Genomic DNA, 17,773 nt, shown 5'->3' on the forward strand with positions numbered 1-17,773 from the left:
CGCGCGCCGCCCGGACGAGATTCGCCCACCAGCGGTGGTTTGCCCTGCCACGACGCCGGGCATCGCTGTCGGGACCCGACTCCGCCGGAACCATCGGGATCCGCCCTCGCCGGAAGGAGGCCTCGATGCCCAGCCAGCTCGTCTGCCGGCCCGAGCGGGACCTCCCCGTGGCCGTCCTGAACGTCAGCGGCACCCTGGACAGCCTCACCGGCGACGCGCTCGGCGTCGCGGTCCGCCGCAGCCTCGCCGTGCAACCGGTGAAACTGCTGCTCGACGTGAGCCGATTAAGGGTCGCCGACCCGTTCGCCTTCGGCACGTTCGGCTCGGTGGTCTGCCAGACCGCGGAGTTCCCGAACGTGCCGATCGTCGTCTGCGGGGCCGACCCGGGCACCTCCGCCGCGCTGGCCGCGATCCCGGACTGCGCCACCGTCGAGACCGCCGACGACTGCGCCGCCGCGCTCGCCGAGGCCGGCCGGGTGCCGCGTCCCGACCGCATCCGGGTCCGGCTGCGCCCCGTCCCGGAGGCCTGCCGCCAGGTCCGCCACCTGGTCGATCAGGCGTGCGCCGGCTGGCACCGCTCCGAGTTCACCGCGACCGCCGCCCTGATCGCCACCGAGCTCGTCGCCAACGTCGTCCGCCACGCGCACACGACCATGGAGTTCACCCTCGGCCACCGCGACGGCCGGATCACGATGGCGGTCCGCGACGGCAGCCGCCACCTGCCGAAAGCCCTCCAGCCGGGCCTCACCGACGCCGGCGGGCGCGGCCTGCGACTGGTTCGCGAGCTCTCGGAGAACTGGGGCGTCCTCCCGGTCAGCGACGGCAAAGTCGTCTGGACCCACCTGATCCCCGGCCTGACCTGACCACGCCCCGGCGTGCACTTCCCGATCAAAATCACTTTCCGGTACGAACGTGAAACGCCCCTGCGCGGGCACGGGACCGACGCCCCTGCGAATCAGCCGCCCACACCCGGCCGCCCAGCTGCAAACTCTCCCCGCCGGCCCGCCAACCGGCTCCACCGCGCAGGAGGGCCCGTCCACCGGCTCCACCGCGCGGCAGGGCACCTTGCCTATCGCCGCGGCAGACCGCTGGGCGCGGCCGTCGGGTCGTCCGGAGCGGCGTCATCGTCCGGAAGGTTGGCCGGCCGGGCAGCGGACGGCGCACCGCGCCCCAGAAGTCCGGAGGGCGCGCTCGCCTCGTCGACCGGCGCACCGGAAGTTCCCGCCTGAGCCACGCCGGGGTTCGGGCCGGCGGACGGCGGATTGTGCTGCCCCATGTCCGGCGGCCGCAGCCCGGGACGCCCCGTCCCCGCCGGGTTCTGCTGCCCCATGTCCGGCGGTTGAAGCCCCGGCCGCGCACCCGCCGCCGGCGGATTGTGCTGGCCCATGTCCGGCGGCTGCAGCCCCGATCGCGCGGCCACCGCCGGTGGATTGTGCTGACCCATGTCCGGCGGCTGCAGCCCCGGCCGGTTCTGCCCCATCCCAGGAGCCTGCCCAGCCTGCGGCTGCCCAGCCGGCGGAGCCTGACCAGCCAGCGGAGCCTGACCCGCTAGCGGAGCCTGACCCGTCGGAATCTGACCGGCCGGAGCCTGCTGCGCCTCGCCGGTCATCACCGCCGCTGACGGCAGGTAGTCGCCACCGGCCGGGTGCGGCACCGCCTCCGGACCTCCCGGCAGCGCCCCTGGCTGCATCCCGGGCTGCCCTGCGGACGGCACCATTCCCGGCACCGGAGGCTGCCCGATCCCGGGAGCATCGGCCTGCCCCATCCCAGGACCACCCGGCATCCCAGGCTGGACCGTCCCAGGACCGTAAGCCTGATTCGCCACTGGGAAACCGGGCTGAACCATCCCACCGGCCGGCCGTGCGGATCGGGTGAACCGCGGTGCGTCCAGAGGACTGTTCTGCTGGCTGTAGGCTGCCGGCATCGGCCCCGCGGCGCCGTCACCGGCCCCCGGCAGTACGCCACCCTGCGGCACAGCAGCGGCAAACGCCTCACCCACCGCCGGCGCCGCGGTCCAGGGCGGAGTGCTTGCTCCACCGGGTTCCGCCGGAGCGGCGACCTGCCCCGCACTCGCGGCGGTCATCGGTTCGGGCTGCGGCGCCGGCCAGGACTGATCGGCCTGCGTCTCGGCAGGCGCGGAGGCAGCCCAGGGCGGACTGCCCGGCACCGCTCCGACCTGCTGTGCCGCTCCCACTGCCTCGGCAGCAACCCACGGCTGTGTGCCCGGCACGCCCCCGGCCGGCTGCGCATTCCCCGCGGTTCCGGCCGCGGCCCGAGGTCCGACGCCCTGAGCTACCCCCGGCTGCTCGACCGGACCGGCACCGGGCTGTTTCCCGAGCCCGCTCAACCCTGCGCCCGGAAGCCCGGAACCGCCCTCCAGTCCGGCCATCCCGACGGCCTCGGCGTGGCCGGTAGCCGCTCCCACGGCACCGCCCGGCCCACCGGACACCCCCGCCTGCCCCTCCCCCGAGGAGTCATCCGCCGGAGGCCAGGGCTTCAGGCCGCTACCCGCACCCGCCGCATCACCGGCCGGCTCCGCCGCCGGCCACGCCTTCGGACCGCTCTCCCCGGCGCCACCAGCAGGCTCGGCGGCAGGCCACGGCTTCAGGCCGCTCTCCCCCGCGCCACCAGCAGGCTCCGCGGCAGGCCATGCCTTCAAGCCACTCCCCGCAGCCTCACCACCAGCCGGCTCCGCCGCGGGCCACGCCTTCAAGCCACCGACCGCCGTCTCGCCGCCCGGCTCCGCCGAAAGCCCGGAGCCCGGCACACCTCCGGCCGGCTCTGAAGCGGGCCAGGGCTTCAAGCCGCTGTTCACCGGCGCTTCACCACCCGCCGGCTCCGACGCGGGCCAGGGCTTCAGACCGCTGCTCACCGGCGCTGCACCGGCCGCCGGCTCCGACGCGGACCACGACTTCAGTTCACCGGCCGGCGGCGGCTCGGTGACCTGCCATGCTTTCTGGCCGGTCTCCTGCTCATCGGAAGGCCAGTCCCGGCCTCCACCGCCGGATCGGCCTTCGGACGGCAGCCAGGAGCTCAACCCGCTTCCCCCCGCGGAATCGCTCCCGTCGGACCGGTCCGACGCCCCGGACCAGGACAGCTGCCCACCGCCGGCCAGCGACCAGGACCGCCGGCCGCCACCCGCATCAGGCTCGCTCCCCGCCGAAGGCCACGATCCTGCGGGGTCCCCGGCGGCCCAGGGCGCGGGCGACGACGGCGCAGCATGGGCCCCACGACTCGGGCCGGTGCTCTCCGGCTGCCCGCTCCACGCCGGTTCGCCGTCGACCTCCGGACCGGCGTGCCGTCCGCCCGCCCGGAGGGACTCCCCCTGCTTCCGGGGCGACTCCCCCGATTGCCCGAGCGACTCCCCCAGCTGCGCGAGCGACTCCCCCAGCGGCCCGGGCGGCGTCAGACCACTCGCGGCCGGTGCCCCGTTCGTACCGTTGCCCGGTGTTTGCGAAACAAAGCCGGCGCCGGCGTTGCCACCCGGTCCCCCGCCGCCCGCAAGGCCCCTGGCGGCGGGCCCGGCGTTGCGCACCAGGCCGCTGAGCCGCGATTCGGTCCACGACGGCGCGCTCGAGGGCGGATCCGGCAGGAAGGCCGGTGTCCCCGGCTGCGGCGCGAACGCCACCCGGGTCGCCGCGATCAGCCCGGAGGCCTCCATCAGCCCGGCGGCCGCGAGGACTTCCGCCGCGGCCTGCCCCGATCGGCACGGTGGTTCCTCGCCGCAGGCCGGGCAGCGGGTGAGCCCCTCGTCGACGGTGTGCGCCCGGACCATCTCGCGCGCGGTGCGCGCCAGAACGCTGTCCGGATTGACGTAGTTCGTCGGTGCCACTGGTCCCCGCCCCCTGCCCGCACTTTTCGCGAGACTCGCCGTCCAGTTCACCCCGACGGGTACTCCGGCAGGGCGAGTTTCCGCAGATCGGTGGGTTGTCGGCGGGAATTGCCCGGTATCCGGCGCGGACCGGGTCACCGGTTGGTAAGGAGAAGACGATCAGGATTTCACGATTCACTCACGGTGCGCAGCCGAGTCCACTCCGTAACATTGAAGAACATCCAGGAGGTGACCCCCCATGGACGACACCGAGCTGCAGCGCGAGCGGATCCTCCGGCACGTCAGCCCGATCATCACTGGCCGGTTCATCGGCTTCCAGGCCTCCTACACGCGTGAGGTGCGGGTCGGGCGGCCCCTGGCGATCGCGGTGTTCATCACCGCGGGGATCGCCCAGCTACTGGCCTCGCTGCTGCGGATGAAACCGGCCCGGCGCAGCCTGAGGGACCTGCGCAAAGGGCCGGAGTTCCTGGTCACGCCGGTCCGGCTGCGCGACGACCTGGGCCAGACCTACGAGGTGGAGATGCACGGCCAACTGCCCCAGTCGGCCCTGCACCGCGGGGACCTCGTGCAGGTGCGCACGGAACCGCAGAGTGATCGCACCCTGCCGGTGAAGTTGATGCAGGTGGTGAACCTGACCACGATGCAACCGCTCACCCCGCGCATCCCGACCCGCTGGTCACATCTGGGCCCCGCGATGCTGCTGCAGGCCACCGCGGGTCTCGTCGTGGTCGCCGCGCTCGTGTTCGTCATCCTCCGCTGAACGCGTAGGAACCGAGAGGATCGGGTACCGGGGCGTCCATGTTCGACGCACGGTTAACCACCACCCGTAAATGCCGCTCTCCGAGGATGAGAGAACGCATCGACAGCGGTAATCATGGTTCCGGGGGGACCGCCGCGACGACGCCCGTTCTCCCTCACCGCTGACGGCTGAAGAAGGTGGTGCCCGGTGGGCGAAAAAGTCGAGAAGACGGAATTCTCCCGGGAGGACCGGACCCGGTACCGGCAGAAGGTCCGCCGCAGTCTGGACGTGTTCGCGACGATGCTGCGCGAGTCACGTTTCGACTTCGAGCGGCCGATGACCGGCATGGAGATCGAGCTGAACCTGATCGACGGCAACGCCGACCCAGCGTTCCGGAACTCCGAGGCGCTCGGCGCGATCGCCGACCCGGACTTCCAGACCGAGCTGGGCCAGTTCAACATCGAGATCAACCTGCCACCCCGGCGGCTCGGTGGTGACGACATCGCCGACCTGGAGAAGAGCCTGCGGGCCAGCCTCAACCACGCCGAGGGCAAGGCCCGGACGGTCGGCGTGCACATGGTGACGATCGGGATCCTGCCGACGCTGCGCCGGGAGCACCTGACCAGCGACGCGCTCTCCGAGAACCCGAGGTATTCGCTGCTCAACGAGCAGATCTTCGCGGCCCGGGGCGAGGACCTGGACATCCGGATCGACGGGGTGGACCGGCTCGCGGTCACCACCGACACGATCGCGCCCGAGGCGGCGTGCACCAGCACCCAGTTCCATCTGCAGGTCAGCCCGGCGCAGTTCGCGGCGTACTGGAACGCCTCGCAGGTGATCTCCGGGATCCAGGTGGCGCTGGGCGCGAACTCGCCGCTGCTGTTCGGGCGTGAGCTGTGGCGCGAGACCCGGATCCCACTGTTCGAACAGGCCACCGACACGCGGTCGGAGGAGATCAGGGCTCAGGGCGTACGCCCGCGGGTGTGGTTCGGGGAACGCTGGATCACCAGCGTCTTCGACCTGTTCGAGGAGAACGTCCGCTACTTCCCGGCGCTGCTGCCGATCTGCGACGAGGACGACCCCGCCGACCTCCTGGAACGCGGCGAGATCCCGGCGCTGAGCGAGCTGCGGCTGCACAACGGGACGGTCTACCGCTGGAACCGGCCGATCTACGACGTGGTCAACGGGCGGCCGCATCTGCGCGTGGAGAACCGCGTCCTCCCGGCCGGGCCGACGGTCGCCGACACCATCGCGAACGCAGCGTTCTACTACGGGCTGGTGCGCAGCCTGGCCGAGGCCGATCGGCCCGTCTGGACGCAGCTGAGCTTCCGCGCGGCCGAGGAGAACTTCCACGCCTGCGCCCGGCACGGCATCGACGCCAGCGTGTTCTGGCCCGGCGTCGGCACGGTGCCGGTGACCGAGCTGGTGCTGCGCCGCCTGCTCCCGCAAGCCGCGGACGGGCTCGACCGCTGGGGCGTCTCGCCGGCCCAGCGCGACCGGCTGCTCGGCATCGTCGAGCAGCGCTGCCTGCGCCAGCAGAACGGCGCGTCGTGGCAGGTCGACACGCTGCACGAGCTGGAGAAGCAGGGCGCCGACCGGCAGCGGGCGCTGCACGAGATGCTGCGGCGCTACCTCCCGCTGATGCACGAGAACATCCCGGTCCACGAGTGGCCGATCTCCGCCTGACCCGCACGGCCGCCCCTGGCTGAGCTCACCACGATTTCCCGGTACGGCGTGAAAGCCCGCGCGCCGTGCCGGCAGGTCGTCACTCCACGCCGCCGTGTCCCGCGCCGCCGCACGCCGCCATCCCCCGCCGCCGCACGCCGCCATCCCGCGCCGCCGCCTCACGTCGTCGCCCTGCGTCGCCGTCCCGGGTCGTCGCACGTCGCCGTCCCGCGCCGCCGCGTCACGTCGTCGCCCTGCGTCGCCGTCCCGGGTCGTCGCCCCACGTGGTCGCCCCACGCCGTCACCCCGCACCGTCGCTCAGCTCCCCGCCGGGCCCGCGATCGCCACCGTCACCCCGTCGACGATCCGCTTGGGCAGCAGCAGCGACGCCTGCGCCCCCGCCGCGAGCAGCGCCGCGGCCTCGGCAACGCTCGGGGTGCCGACCGCCGCGGCCACTCGCCCGCTCACCGCCGCCAGGTCATGCCCCGCTGCGGCCCCGGCCAGCTCGGTGGCGCTGAACGCGGCCAAGCGCCACCCGAAGCTCCCGGCGAGCACCCGCATGCCGGGCTCGGCGGCCCGCCGGTCCAGAGTCGCCACGACGCTCACCCGCGACCGCTCCACCCCGGCCGCGACCAGCGCCGCTTCCACCGCACCGGCCAGCAACGCCGGGCCGGTGCCCGGGCGAGCCCCCACGCCGACGGCGATCACCCCGCGGCCGTGCGCACCAGCCGCGACGCGAACCCACGCTGCCCCGCCCAGTGCAGATGCAGGTAGGAGGCGTGCACCCCGGCCGACGCGAACCCTTCCGGATCCGCCCCGCGCCACGCCCATGCCGCCCCGGAAGCCGGCGACAGCAGCACCCCCGACCGCGGATGCACCGTCGTCCGGTGGAACTCGTGCCCGGTCACCCGGGTCCCGGCCGGCGCGAGCGGACTGTCCGACAGCGCCACCGCGTCCCGGTAGCCCAGGGTCAGCGTCGGGGTCATCGCCGCCTCCGCGTCGAGCACCCCGCACATCGGCGCGCCGTCCAGCGTCCGGCACAACCACAGGAGCCCGGCGCACTCGGCGGCGATCGGGTGCCCGGCCGCCGCCAGCTCCCGCACCGAGGTGCGCAGCGGCTCGTTCGCCGACAGCTCCGCCGCGAACACCTCCGGGAACCCGCCGCCGACGACCAGCGCCCGGGCCCCGTCGGGCAGGGACTCGTCGCGCAGCGGGTCCACGATGACCACCTCGGCGCCGGCGCCGGCGAGGAGCTCGGCGGTCTCCGCATAGGCGAAGGAGAAGGCGGGCCCGCCCGCGAGCGCGACGACCGGACGACCCGCCACCGGTTCGGCCTCCTGCGGCGTCCACGGCTCCGCGGCGAGCGGCGGCGCCGACCGGGCGACCGCGGCCACCGCGTCCAGGTCGACCGAGGCGGCGACCAGCGTGGCCAGCGCGTCGACCGAGGCCAGGGCTTCCGCGCGGCGCTCGGCGGCCGGCACCAGCCCGAGGTGCCGGCTGGGCGCGGCGACCGCGTCGGCCCGGCGCAGCGCCCCCAGCACCGGCGTGCCGACCTCTTCGCAGGCGTCGCGCAGGATCTGCTCGTGCCGGTCGGAGCCGACCCGGTTGAGGATCACCCCGGCCAGCCGGACCGTCCCGAAACTGCGGAACCCGTGCACCACCGCGGCGATCGACCGCCCCTGCGCGGCGGCGTCGACCACCAGGATCACCGGCGCCTGCAGCAGCGCGGCGACCTGGGCGGTGGACCCGGTCTCGCCGGCACCGGTGCGCCCGTCGTAGAGCCCCATCACGCCCTCGACGATCGCCAGCTCGGCGCCCTGCGCGCCGTGCGCGAAGAGCGGGCCGATCAGGTGCTCGCCGACCATCACCGGGTCCAGGTTGCGCCCCGGACGGCCCGCGGCCAGCGCGTGGTAGCCGGGATCGATGTAGTCCGGCCCGACCTTGAACGGCGCCACCGGCACCCCGCGCCGGGCGAACGCCGCGAGCAGCCCGGTGGCCACCGTCGTCTTGCCGTGCCCGGAGGCCGGCGCGGCGATCACCACCCGTGGAGTCGTCACCATTCGATGCCCTGCTGTCCCTTGCGACCGGCGTCCATCGGATGCTTGACCTTGGTCATCTCGGTGACCAGGTCGGCCGCCGCGATCAGGTCGGGGTGCGCGTCCCGCCCGGTGATCACGACGTGCTGCGTCCCCGGCCGGTCGTTCAGCGTCGCGATCACGTCGGCGACGTCCACCCAGCCCCACTTCATCGGATAGGTGAACTCGTCCAGCACATAGAACTTGTGCGTCTCCGCCGCCAGGTCACGCTTGATCTGCGCCCAGCCCTCGGCGGCCTCGGCGGCGTGATCCCGCTCCGTCCCGGCGCGCTGGATCCAGGACCAGCCCTCGCCCATCTTGTGCCAGGTCACCGGTGTCCCGTTGACGCCGTCGAGCGCTTTGAGGGCGGTCTCCTCCCCGACCTTCCACTTCTGCGACTTGACGAACTGGAACACGCCGATCGGCCAGCCGGCGCTCCACGCGCGCAGCGCCATGCCGAACGCGGCCGTCGACTTGCCCTTGCCCGGCCCGGTGTGCACGGCGAAGACCGCCTGCCGCCGCCGCTGCCGCGTCGTCAGCCCGTCGTCGGGCACGGTCGTCACTTTCCCCTGCGGCATCTTCAACCCTCTCCCGTACACGTTCCGCCCCGCGCGGCGTCTGCTGACCACGACCAGTCAGCCTCGTTCAGAACCTGTGTCGCCTCGCTCCTGCCGCTGGGACAACCTTCCGGTCTGCCCCAGGGGCAGAGTCAAGCCCGCCCGGCGACTGTTTCGCCAATCACGCCGCGCGGCGGTAGGAGCGATCGCCGGAGGCCGCCGGAACGGCCCGCCCGGTGGCGGCTTCCAGCTGCTCGAGTGGCATGACATCGGCTTGCAGGGCCGCCGCGAGCCGGCGCGCCAGCCCCAGCCGGATCGGCCCGGACTCGCAGTCGACGACCACGGCCGGCACCCCGGACAGCGCCGGCGCGAGCTTCAGCGGATCGGGCCCACTGGTCGCCCGGCCGTCGGTGACCACGATCAGCAGCGGACGCCGCCGCGGGTCACGGCGGCGCTCGGTCGCGATCGTCCGGGCGGCGGCACGCAGCCCCGCGGCCAGCGGCGTCCGCCCACCGGTCCGCAGCGCGGCGAGCCGCATCACGCCCACCTCGTGGCTCGACGTCGGCGGCAGCACGACATCGGCGTCACTGCCCCGGAACGTGATCATCCCGATCCGGTCCCGCCGCTGGTAGGCGTCCCGCAGCAGCGACAACACGGCGGTCTTGACGAGCGTCATCCGCTTGCGGGCCGCCATCGACCCGGACGCGTCCACGACGAACAGCACGAGGTTCGCCTCACGCCCCACATGGATCGCTTCCCGCAGGTCACGCGGCTCGACACGCATGCCGCCGCGACCACCGATCAAGGCATTTCCCGGTACGGCCGCAGCGGACTCCCGCTCCGACGGGAACGCGGCCGGCAGCGCGGCGCCCTGGGACACCTCCCGGCCGGCGCCCGGAGGCAGCTCCCGGGCAGCGCCTGGAGGCAGCTCCCGAGCAGCGCCCTGGAGCGCCCCACGATGAAGCGCCGCCCGCAGCGTCGCCGGAAGGTGCGGCGCCCCGGCCAGCTTGCCGACCGGCTTACGCGAGCCCACCACCCGGCCCCGGCGGGCGTACGCGGGTGACCGCTTCCCGGCATGCCCGCCCTCCCCCCGGGCGGAGATCCGCAGCGCTCGCGGCCGGAACGCGGGGCCCGCCTGCGCGGGGGCTGCCGAGCCCGGACCACTCCCCTGAGGCGCGTCACTCTCCTCGACCGGGCCGGGCGCGTCACCGCCGGTCTGCGGATCCCCCGGCAGCGGCCCACCTCCCGGCCCGCCGCCAGGGCCGCCGCCGTCCGGCCCACCGTCGGGGCTGCCGTCCGGGCCGTCCGGGCCGCTGTCCGGGCCGTCGTCGCCCTCCGGCCCTTCCGGCTCCTGGGCGGCCTCCTCCTGCGCCTGCCGCTCAGCCTCCTCGAGTGCCTGGTCCAGCCTCTCCTCGTCGGTGCCGGGCGGGTCGAGCGGATCGGTCCGCCGCCGGTGCGGCAGCGCCAGCCGGGCCGCGTCCGCCACGTCCGCGGCGGTCACCCGATCACGCCCGTGCCAGGCCGCCATGGCCACCGCGCAGCGCGCCACGACGATGTCCGCGCGCATACCGTCCACCCCGTACGCCAGGCAGATCCGGGCGATCCGGTCCAGCTCGGCATCCGGCAGCTCGACGGCCGGCAGCACCGCCCGCGCGGCGGCGATCCGCGCCGCGTACTCCCGCTCGTCGGCGGCGAACCGGGCGGCGAAGGCTTCCGAATCCGCCTCGTAGGCCAGCCGGCGCCGGACGACCTCGGCCCGCAGCCCGGCGTCCCGCGGCGCCGCGACCGTGACCACGAGCCCGAACCGGTCCACCAGCTGCGGCCGGGGCTCACCCTCCTCCGGGTTCATCGTCCCGACCAGCAGGAACCGCGCCGCGTGCTTGACCGAGACGCCGTCCCGCTCGACGTGCGCCCGGCCCATCGCCGCCGCGTCGAGCAGCAGGTCCACGAGGTGGTCGGGCAGCAGGTTGACCTCGTCCACGTAGAGCACGCCGCGATGGGCGGCCGCGAGCAGACCCGGCTCGTACGCCTTCACCCCGTCAGCCAGCGCACGCTGGATGTCGAGCGTCCCGACGACCCGGTCCTCGGTGGCGCCGACCGGCAGCTCCACCAGCGTCGCGGGCCGGTACGTGGCCGGGGTGTCGGCGGCGTGCGGCCCGTCCGGGCACTCGGGGTCGGGCGCGGCGGGGTCGCAGGCGAACCGGCAGCCACGAACCACGGTCACCGGCGGCAGCAGGCTCGCGAGCGCCCGCACGACGGTGCTCTTGGCGGTGCCCTTCTCGCCGCGGACCAGAACCCCGCCCACGGCCGGTGACACCGAGGTCAGCAGCAGGGCGAGGCGCAGATCGTCCAGGCCGACCACGGCCGAGAACGGGTACGGAGTCGTCACAGGATGTTCCCTCCCGGCGGGTGTCCACGCCCGCACGTCGGCTGTCACGAGCGGCCGGAGTCTCCTGACTCCCGGATCGCCGCTCCCCGCGTCGTGACGTGCTGCCGCGTGTGTGGATCGCTCCCCGGTCACAGTGGCGGGACCGTCCCGGATTCGCACCGGGTTCCTCCGCTACCGCTCGACGATCACTCTTTCCTACCGCCGGTACGCCCGTCAAACAGCGAGCAGGCAGATCACACGCCCGCCGCGCCCCGCGACGAGGCAGCCACTCGAGCCCGCCGCGCGCGTCCCGCCCCCGGCTGGCGCTCACGGTCGTCATGGGGCACGGACAGCAACCGTGAGCACCAGCCGGAACCCCCCGCCGCGCCGCGACCCCGGGCCCAGCCCACCTCGCGGCCCCAGCTGGCGCTCACGGTCGTTATGAGGCACGGGTAGCGACCATGAGCGCCAGCCGGCACGCCCGGCCGCGCCACCGCCGTGAGCGGCATCCTGGTCGCGGACTCCGACGGGCGGAGCGGGCGTGACGACTCACCCGGCGCGGCGTGACGACTCGGCCGGGCGCGGGCGCGACGACTCAGCCGGCGGGTGGGTCGTCACGGGCGGGGTGGGTCGTCAGGGGCGGGCTCGTCTGCGGGCGGGCGCTGGACGGCGGGTTTTGCGGGGTGACCGCAACCCGCCACGGAGATCGCCCCGGAGGGCTTCGCGTTCTGGGCGCCCCGCGCCCTGCGAAGCCCGCAGGGGTCCCCGCGGGAGCAGCGGAGAAGGACCACAGCAAAGACAGGCAATGAAGAGTTTGATCCTGGGGTGGAAAGGCCCGTTCAGGGTCGGGCGAACGTCGCGGCGTAGCGGTCGCGCAGCTCAGGCCATCCGTGGTTCATCGCGTCGCGGCCGCGGATCGCCGTGACCGGCTCGCCGTCGAGCAGGCGTTGCAGGACGTCGCCGCAGAGGTGCCAGCCGGCGGCGACCATCGCGTCCATGTCGCGGTCGGCCAGGGTGTGCCGCAGCGTCAGCCGGGTGCCGGTGCCGGAGGGGGCCAGCTCCCAGCGCAGCAGGTCCTCACCCCAGCTGTACTCCAGCAGGTGCGGCGGCTCGGCGCGGTGCACGACGGCGGGCAGCGTGCTCCGCTCGTCACCGTCGACGGTCGTGAGCGTCGTGGCCCCGGTGTCCGCTAATGATCGGCCGGCGGAGAACGGCGCCCACCGGTCCAGCCGGGCCGGGTCGACGAGTGCGGGCCACACCTGTTCGGGCGGCTGGCGCAGTTCGCGAATGAGGATCAGGGTCCAGCGGTCACCGTCGGCGACCACTTCCGCGTCGGTGTGTGTCATGGTTCCTCCCCTTGCCTGAGGTGCTCCTCGAGGGCGTCGAGGTGCAGGTTCCAGAGTTTGCGGTACGGCGACAGCCACGCGTCGAGCTCGCGGAACGGGCCCGGCTCGAGCCGGTAGATCCGCTGCTGGGCCTGTGCCCGCGCGGTGACGACGCCGGCCTCGCGCAGCACGCGCAGGTGCTTGGAGATCGCCGGCTGGCTCATGCCGAGCGCGCTGACCAGGTCGGACACGCTCGCCTCGCGGGTCAGGAGAGCGTCGACGATGCGCCGGCGGGCCGGTTCGGCGAGCACCTCCAGGACGTCCATCACCCGACCATGCCACTTCGGTTATATACCTGTCAAGGCATGTTACGGGCCGGAAAACGCCCCACCGGGATTCCGGTGGGGCGCGCTTTCGAAAAGTCTTTCCGCCAGTTTCCGGCGTCGAACTCCGCCTCCGAGTTCGTGCCGGGCCGTTCGGACGAATCCGGGAATTCTCAGCGCTGCGACATCGGGGTGAAGTCGCGGACCGCCGAGCCCGTGTAGATCTGCCGCGGGCGGCCGATCTTGTTGGCCGGGTCGTGCATCATCTCGCGGTACTGAGCGATCCAGCCCGGAAGACGCCCGATGGCGAACAGCACCGTGAACATCTTCGTCGGGAAGCCCATGGCCTTGTAGATCAGGCCGGTGTAGAAGTCGACGTTCGGGTACAGCTTGCGGGACACGAAGTACTCGTCGTTCAGCGCGATCTCCTCGAGCTGGAACGCGATCTCGAGCAGCGGGTCCGGGTTGTCCAGGGTGGCCAGGACCTCCTGGGCGGCCTTCTTGACGATGGCGGCGCGCGGGTCGTAGTTCTTGTAGACCCGGTGGCCGAAGCCCATCAGCTTGACGCCCTTCTCCTTGTTCTTCACTCGCGTGACGAAGGAGTTGACGTCGCCGCCGTCCTTGCGGATCTGCTCGAGCATCTCGAGCACCGCCGCGTTGGCGCCGCCGTGCAGCGGGCCGGAGAGGGCGTTGATGCCGGCCGAGACCGACGCGAACAGGTTCGCCTGCGCCGAGCCGACCAGCCGGACGCTGGACGTCGAGCAGTTCTGCTCGTGGTCGGCGTGCAGGATGAACAGCATGTCGAGGATCTTCGCGACCTTGGGGTCGACGTCATAGTTGACGGTCGGCAGGCCGAACGTCAGACGCAGGAAGTTCTCGACGTAGTCGAGCGAGTTGTCCGGGTACGGCAGCGGGTGGCCGATCGACCTCTTGTACGCGTACGCCGCGATCGTCGGAAGTTTCGCCATCAGCCGGATGGCGGAGATGTCCACCTGCTCGTCGTCGAGCGGGTCGAGCGCGTCCTGGTAGAACGTGGACAGCGCGGTCACCGCCGAGGAGAGCACCGCCATCGGGTGCGCGTCCCGCGGGAAGCCCGAGAAGAACGTCCGCATCTCCTCCTGCAGGAGGGTGTGGACGCGGATCTTGTCGGCGAAATCGCGCAGCTGGGCCTCGGTCGGCAGCTCGCCGTTCATCAGGAGGTACGAGACCTCCAGGAACGTCGACTTCTCGGCCAGCTGCTCGATCGGATATCCGCGGTAGCGGAGAATGCCGGCGTCACCGTCGATGTAGGTGATCGCCGACGTGGTCGACGCGGTGTTGACGAAACCGACGTCGAGAGTGACGAAGCCGGTCTCCTTCAGCAGAGCACTGACGTCGATGCCGCCCGGCCCGTCGACGGCCTCGCGTACACCCATCGACAATTGGCCACCGGGGTGGTCGAGCTTGACATCCGTCATGTATTTCCCTCACTTCACCGGCAGATGTCCCACAGATTTTGCCGTTCACCGTAAACCCTCAACCTGAATGGGTCATCAGGTGGCCACCCGTTGAGGCATTGGTCACCAGTCCCTATGGACCGTTGCGCCATAGATAATGATCGGTATATTGCGAGAACGTTACGGGGAGCGGAGGTCGGACCGATGCAGATCCCGAATCGGCCGCCCGTGGTGGTCGGGGTCAACGGGACCGCGGCCGGACTGGCCGCCGTGCGCCTGGCCGCGCGGGAGGCGGTCTCCCGCGGAACCACGCTGTCGGTCGTGCACGCTTTCACCTGGGACGCGGCGGAAGCACGGCAGGCCGCCTCACGCTTCGTCGAGGAGGCGGTGCGCACCGCCCAGCGTTCCACACCCGGCGTCGGCGTGCAGGGGCAACTCGTGGATGGACCGGCCGCGGACGTGCTGCGCAGATTCAGCCGGACAGCGGCGATCCTGGTCGTCGGCGACCGTGACGTGACCGGATCGGCCCTGCTCGCCGTGGTCACCCAGGCCTGGTGCCCGGTGGTGGTCGCCCGCGGCCCGCGGCCGCCGGCCGGCCGGGTGCTGGCCGCCGTCGACGGCTCCGGCCCGTCCGTCCTGGCCCTGCGGTTCGCCGCGGAGACGGCCCGGCGCCAGGGCTGCCCGCTGGACGTGGCGATCGTGCCGGGCGCCGGTGGCGAGGACCGCGCGCGGCAGACGCTCGACGACGTGATCGCCGGCGTGCCGGGCCTGCCGCCGCTGCGCCGCCGCCTGCTGACCGGCACGCCGGCCGAGGCGCTGGTCCGGGCGTCGCGGCGGTCCGCCCTGATCGCGCTCGGGCCGCGCGGGGCCGGTGGCGCCGCGCGATTCGGCTCGGTGGCCTACGAGGTGCTGCGACACGGCGGTTGTCCGACCGTTTTCGCCCATGGCCGCCGGGAGCCGGTCGCGGAGAAGGGCGCGATGCGGCAAAGACGAGAAAACAGGCCACGCGACCTGCCCCCATTGCTACGGTGAGCAAAAGCTAAGTCTTAGGGCAAAACGGGAGGAATGGCCGGTGCCCTCCGTGCTCCCGCCCGCCGTCGCCCGCCGCCAATGGCAGATCATGACCGCCATCGGGGTCGTCGTGACCGCGATCTACACGGCCTGGTCGACGTCGCCCCTGGCATCGGTCAGCCTGGTCGTGCTCGGCGTGCTCACCGTGGTGGCGTGCTTCCTCGGGCCGCGCCGCTGGGGCGCCGAGCCGCCCGCGGCGTGGCTGATGATGGCCGTGGCCGCGCTGCTCTTCCTGATCGGCCTGCTGATCCGGCCGACCGTCACCGACCTGGCGATGCCCCTGCCGCTGCTCGCCGACGTCGCGAGCTTCAGCGGATACGTGCTGCTCGGCGCGTTCCTGTTCGTGCTCCTGCGGGCACGCCGGAGCCTGGAACGGCACGCGGTCCTGGACGGGCTGATCGTGTGCGTGGCCGCCGGGCTGGCCAGCACGCTGCTGCTCGCCGTGCCGGCCGCGGCGATCGCCGGACGGCCCGCGCTGCTCTCCATCATCCAGGGCACCTATCCGCTCTTCGACGTGGTGCTCGCCCTGCTCGTGATCAACCTGGCCTTCACCACCAAGACCTGGCCGGTCAGCATGATCGGGCTGCTGGTGATGATGGTCGGGCTGTTCGTCGGCGACACCGCGTACGCGATCGTCGGCGTGAGCGGCCACATCTACGCGTCCCCGCTGCTCAACGTGCCGTACGTCCCGGCCTTCGCGGCGATCGGGGTGGCCGCCCTGCACCCGTCGGTGGTGGAGATGAGCCGCGCCGGCCGGCTGCCGGTGCAGGCCTGGTCCTGGCAGCGGCTGGCGGTGCTGGTGCCGGCCCTGATCCTGCCGTTCGGGCTGCTGCTGGCCACCGGCAGCGGTGCCGCCACGCACCGCCTGCTCATCGCGGTCTCCGGCGCCCTGATGGTGGTGCTGCTGCTGTTCCGGGCGATCTCCGCGGTCCAGGCGCAGGTCGCCGCCCAGCTGCACTCCGAGCACCAGGCCACCCACGACCCGCTCACATCGCTGCCGAACCGGCAGTCCATGTCCACCCTGATCGAGCGGCTGGTCACCACCGTCGACTCGCACGGGCCGGAACGGGTCTGGGTCTACATGCTCGACCTCGACGGCTTCAAATGGGTGAACGACTCGTGGGGCCACGACACCGGCGACCAGCTGGTGATCGAGGTCGGCCGGCGGCTGCGCGCCCAGGCGCCGGAGACCGTGCCGGTGGCCCGCGTCGGCGGCGACGAGTTCCTGCTCGCCTTCGTCGGCGACAAGGCCGGGGCGCTGCGCCTGGTCGACGACATCCGGGGCTGCTTCGCCCGGCCGCTGCCGGTCCGCGACACCGAGGTGGTGATCAGCGCGTCGATCGGCATCGCGCACGCCGGCGGCGACCCGGTCCGGTCCGCAGTGACCGCCGAGGCGCTGATGCGCGACGCGGACACCGCGATGTACCGCGCCAAGAGCGAGGGGCCGGGCCGGTCCACGATCTTCGACACGTCGATGCACGAGCAGGTCCGTGAGCGGATCGAGCTGGAGGTGGCGCTGCGCCAGGCGCTCGCCGGCAACCAGCTGCACGTGGCGTACCAGCCGATCGTGCGCCTGGAGACCGGGATGCCGGTCGGCGCCGAGGCGCTGGTGCGCTGGGAACACCCGGAGCGCGGCTCGATCCCGCCCATGCTGTTCATCCCGATCGCCGAGGATTCCGGGCTCATCTCCGAGATCGGGACCTTCGTCCGTACGGAGGCGCTGCGCCAGCTCGGCGTCTGGCGCTCCCAGGGTGTGGTCTCGGAGAGCTTCTACCTGTCGGTCAACGTGTCACCCCGCCAGCTCAGCGAGCCGGACCTGCCACTGGTGATCTCCGGCGAGCTGTTCCGGTTCGGGGTGCCGGCGCAGTGCGTGGCGCTGGAGATGACCGAGTCGGTGATGGTGGACGGCTCCAGCGTCACCGCCCGGGTCCTGCACGAGCTGCGGCAGCTGGGCGCGAAACTGCTGGTCGACGACTTCGGCACGGGCTTCTCGGCGCTCGGCTACCTGCGCCAGTTCCCGGTCACCGGCGTCAAGATCGACCGCTCGTTCGTGACCGGGCTCGGCAAGAACGACCAGGACGACGAGATCGTCCGGGCGGTCGTCGCCATGAGCCACGCGCTCGGCCTCAGCGTGATCGCCGAAGGCGTCGAGACGCCGTTGCAGCGGGAGGCGCTCTACCACGTCGGTGTGGTCAACGGGCAGGGCTGGCTGTGGGGCAAGGCGGTCCCGGCGCAGGAGTTCGCCGAACGCTGGCACCTGACGGCGGCGCTCCCCGAGGTTCCGCTGCCGGTCACGACGATCACCAACTCGGGCCGCCACCGCCGCGATTGAGCTGTGCTTACCGGCGTCGCTGTGCTTACCGGCGTCGCCTCCGGCTCGCG

At 72.9% G+C, this 17,773-nt stretch carries 12 protein-coding genes and 1 riboswitch; of the genes, 5 read left to right on the forward strand and 7 right to left on the reverse strand.

The window, feature by feature from the left end; all coding sequences use genetic code 11:
* Nucleotides 1-125: 125 nt before the first annotated feature.
* The 3 genes from Acy02nite_RS03250 to Acy02nite_RS03260 all read left to right on the forward strand — a co-directional run bounded on the left by Acy02nite_RS03250 (nt 126) and on the right by Acy02nite_RS03260 (nt 6,257).
* A complete protein-coding gene (locus Acy02nite_RS03250) occupies nt 126-863 on the forward strand; it encodes an ATP-binding protein (RefSeq protein WP_203738253.1) in 738 nt (245 codons plus the stop codon).
* Between the two features lie 3,207 nt (nt 864-4,070).
* Nucleotides 4,071-4,592 carry a hypothetical protein gene (locus tag Acy02nite_RS03255; RefSeq protein ID WP_203738254.1) on the forward strand — a complete coding sequence of 174 codons (522 nt, stop codon included), beginning with the start codon at nt 4,071-4,073 and terminating at the stop codon, nt 4,590-4,592.
* A 186-nt stretch (nt 4,593-4,778) separates the two neighbouring features.
* On the forward strand, nt 4,779-6,257 hold the full coding sequence (locus Acy02nite_RS03260) for a glutamate-cysteine ligase family protein (protein WP_203738255.1): 1,479 nt from the start codon (nt 4,779-4,781) through the stop codon (nt 6,255-6,257).
* A 297-nt stretch (nt 6,258-6,554) separates the two neighbouring features.
* Here the strand turns inward: Acy02nite_RS03260 and Acy02nite_RS03265 are convergent, their stop codons facing one another.
* The 7 genes from Acy02nite_RS03265 to Acy02nite_RS03295 all read right to left on the reverse strand — a co-directional run bounded on the left by Acy02nite_RS03265 (nt 6,555) and on the right by Acy02nite_RS03295 (nt 14,341).
* Nucleotides 6,555-6,929 (reverse strand): cobalamin biosynthesis protein, encoded by a 375-nt coding sequence (locus tag Acy02nite_RS03265; protein ID WP_203738256.1) that lies wholly within the window; start codon nt 6,927-6,929, stop codon nt 6,555-6,557.
* Between the two features lie 11 nt (nt 6,930-6,940).
* A complete protein-coding gene (locus Acy02nite_RS03270; RefSeq protein WP_203738257.1) occupies nt 6,941-8,296 on the reverse strand; it encodes a cobyrinic acid a,c-diamide synthase CobB in 1,356 nt (451 codons plus the stop codon).
* Entirely contained in the window at nt 8,290-8,889 is a 600-nt protein-coding gene (cobO, locus tag Acy02nite_RS03275; RefSeq protein ID WP_203738258.1) for a cob(I)yrinic acid a,c-diamide adenosyltransferase, read from the reverse strand. The genes Acy02nite_RS03270 and cobO overlap by 7 nt, the downstream gene beginning before the upstream one ends.
* Nucleotides 8,890-9,049: 160 nt before the next feature.
* Entirely contained in the window at nt 9,050-11,305 is a 2,256-nt protein-coding gene (locus Acy02nite_RS03280; protein ID WP_425548179.1) for a VWA domain-containing protein, read from the reverse strand.
* Between the two features lie 9 nt (nt 11,306-11,314).
* A riboswitch (cobalamin riboswitch) is annotated at nt 11,315-11,426 on the reverse strand.
* A 649-nt stretch (nt 11,427-12,075) separates the two neighbouring features.
* Nucleotides 12,076-12,582, reverse strand: a complete 507-nt coding sequence (locus Acy02nite_RS03285) for an SRPBCC domain-containing protein (protein ID WP_203738260.1) — start codon at nt 12,580-12,582, stop codon at nt 12,076-12,078.
* Complete coding sequence (locus tag Acy02nite_RS03290; RefSeq protein ID WP_203738261.1) at nt 12,579-12,887, reverse strand: ArsR/SmtB family transcription factor; 309 nt, start codon at nt 12,885-12,887, stop codon at nt 12,579-12,581. The genes Acy02nite_RS03285 and Acy02nite_RS03290 overlap by 4 nt, the downstream gene beginning before the upstream one ends.
* Nucleotides 12,888-13,057: 170 nt before the next feature.
* A complete protein-coding gene (locus Acy02nite_RS03295; RefSeq protein ID WP_203738262.1) occupies nt 13,058-14,341 on the reverse strand; it encodes a citrate synthase in 1,284 nt (427 codons plus the stop codon).
* Between the two features lie 183 nt (nt 14,342-14,524).
* Between Acy02nite_RS03295 and Acy02nite_RS03300 the strand changes: the two genes are divergently transcribed.
* A complete protein-coding gene (locus Acy02nite_RS03300; RefSeq protein ID WP_203738263.1) occupies nt 14,525-15,352 on the forward strand; it encodes a universal stress protein in 828 nt (275 codons plus the stop codon).
* A gap of 40 nt (nt 15,353-15,392) precedes the next feature.
* Nucleotides 15,393-17,723, forward strand: a complete 2,331-nt coding sequence (locus Acy02nite_RS03305; protein WP_203738264.1) for a putative bifunctional diguanylate cyclase/phosphodiesterase — start codon at nt 15,393-15,395, stop codon at nt 17,721-17,723.
* Nucleotides 17,724-17,773: the final 50 nt, after the last annotated feature.

Source organism: Actinoplanes cyaneus (genome assembly GCF_016862095.1).
Classification (GTDB): domain Bacteria; phylum Actinomycetota; class Actinomycetes; order Mycobacteriales; family Micromonosporaceae; genus Actinoplanes; species Actinoplanes cyaneus.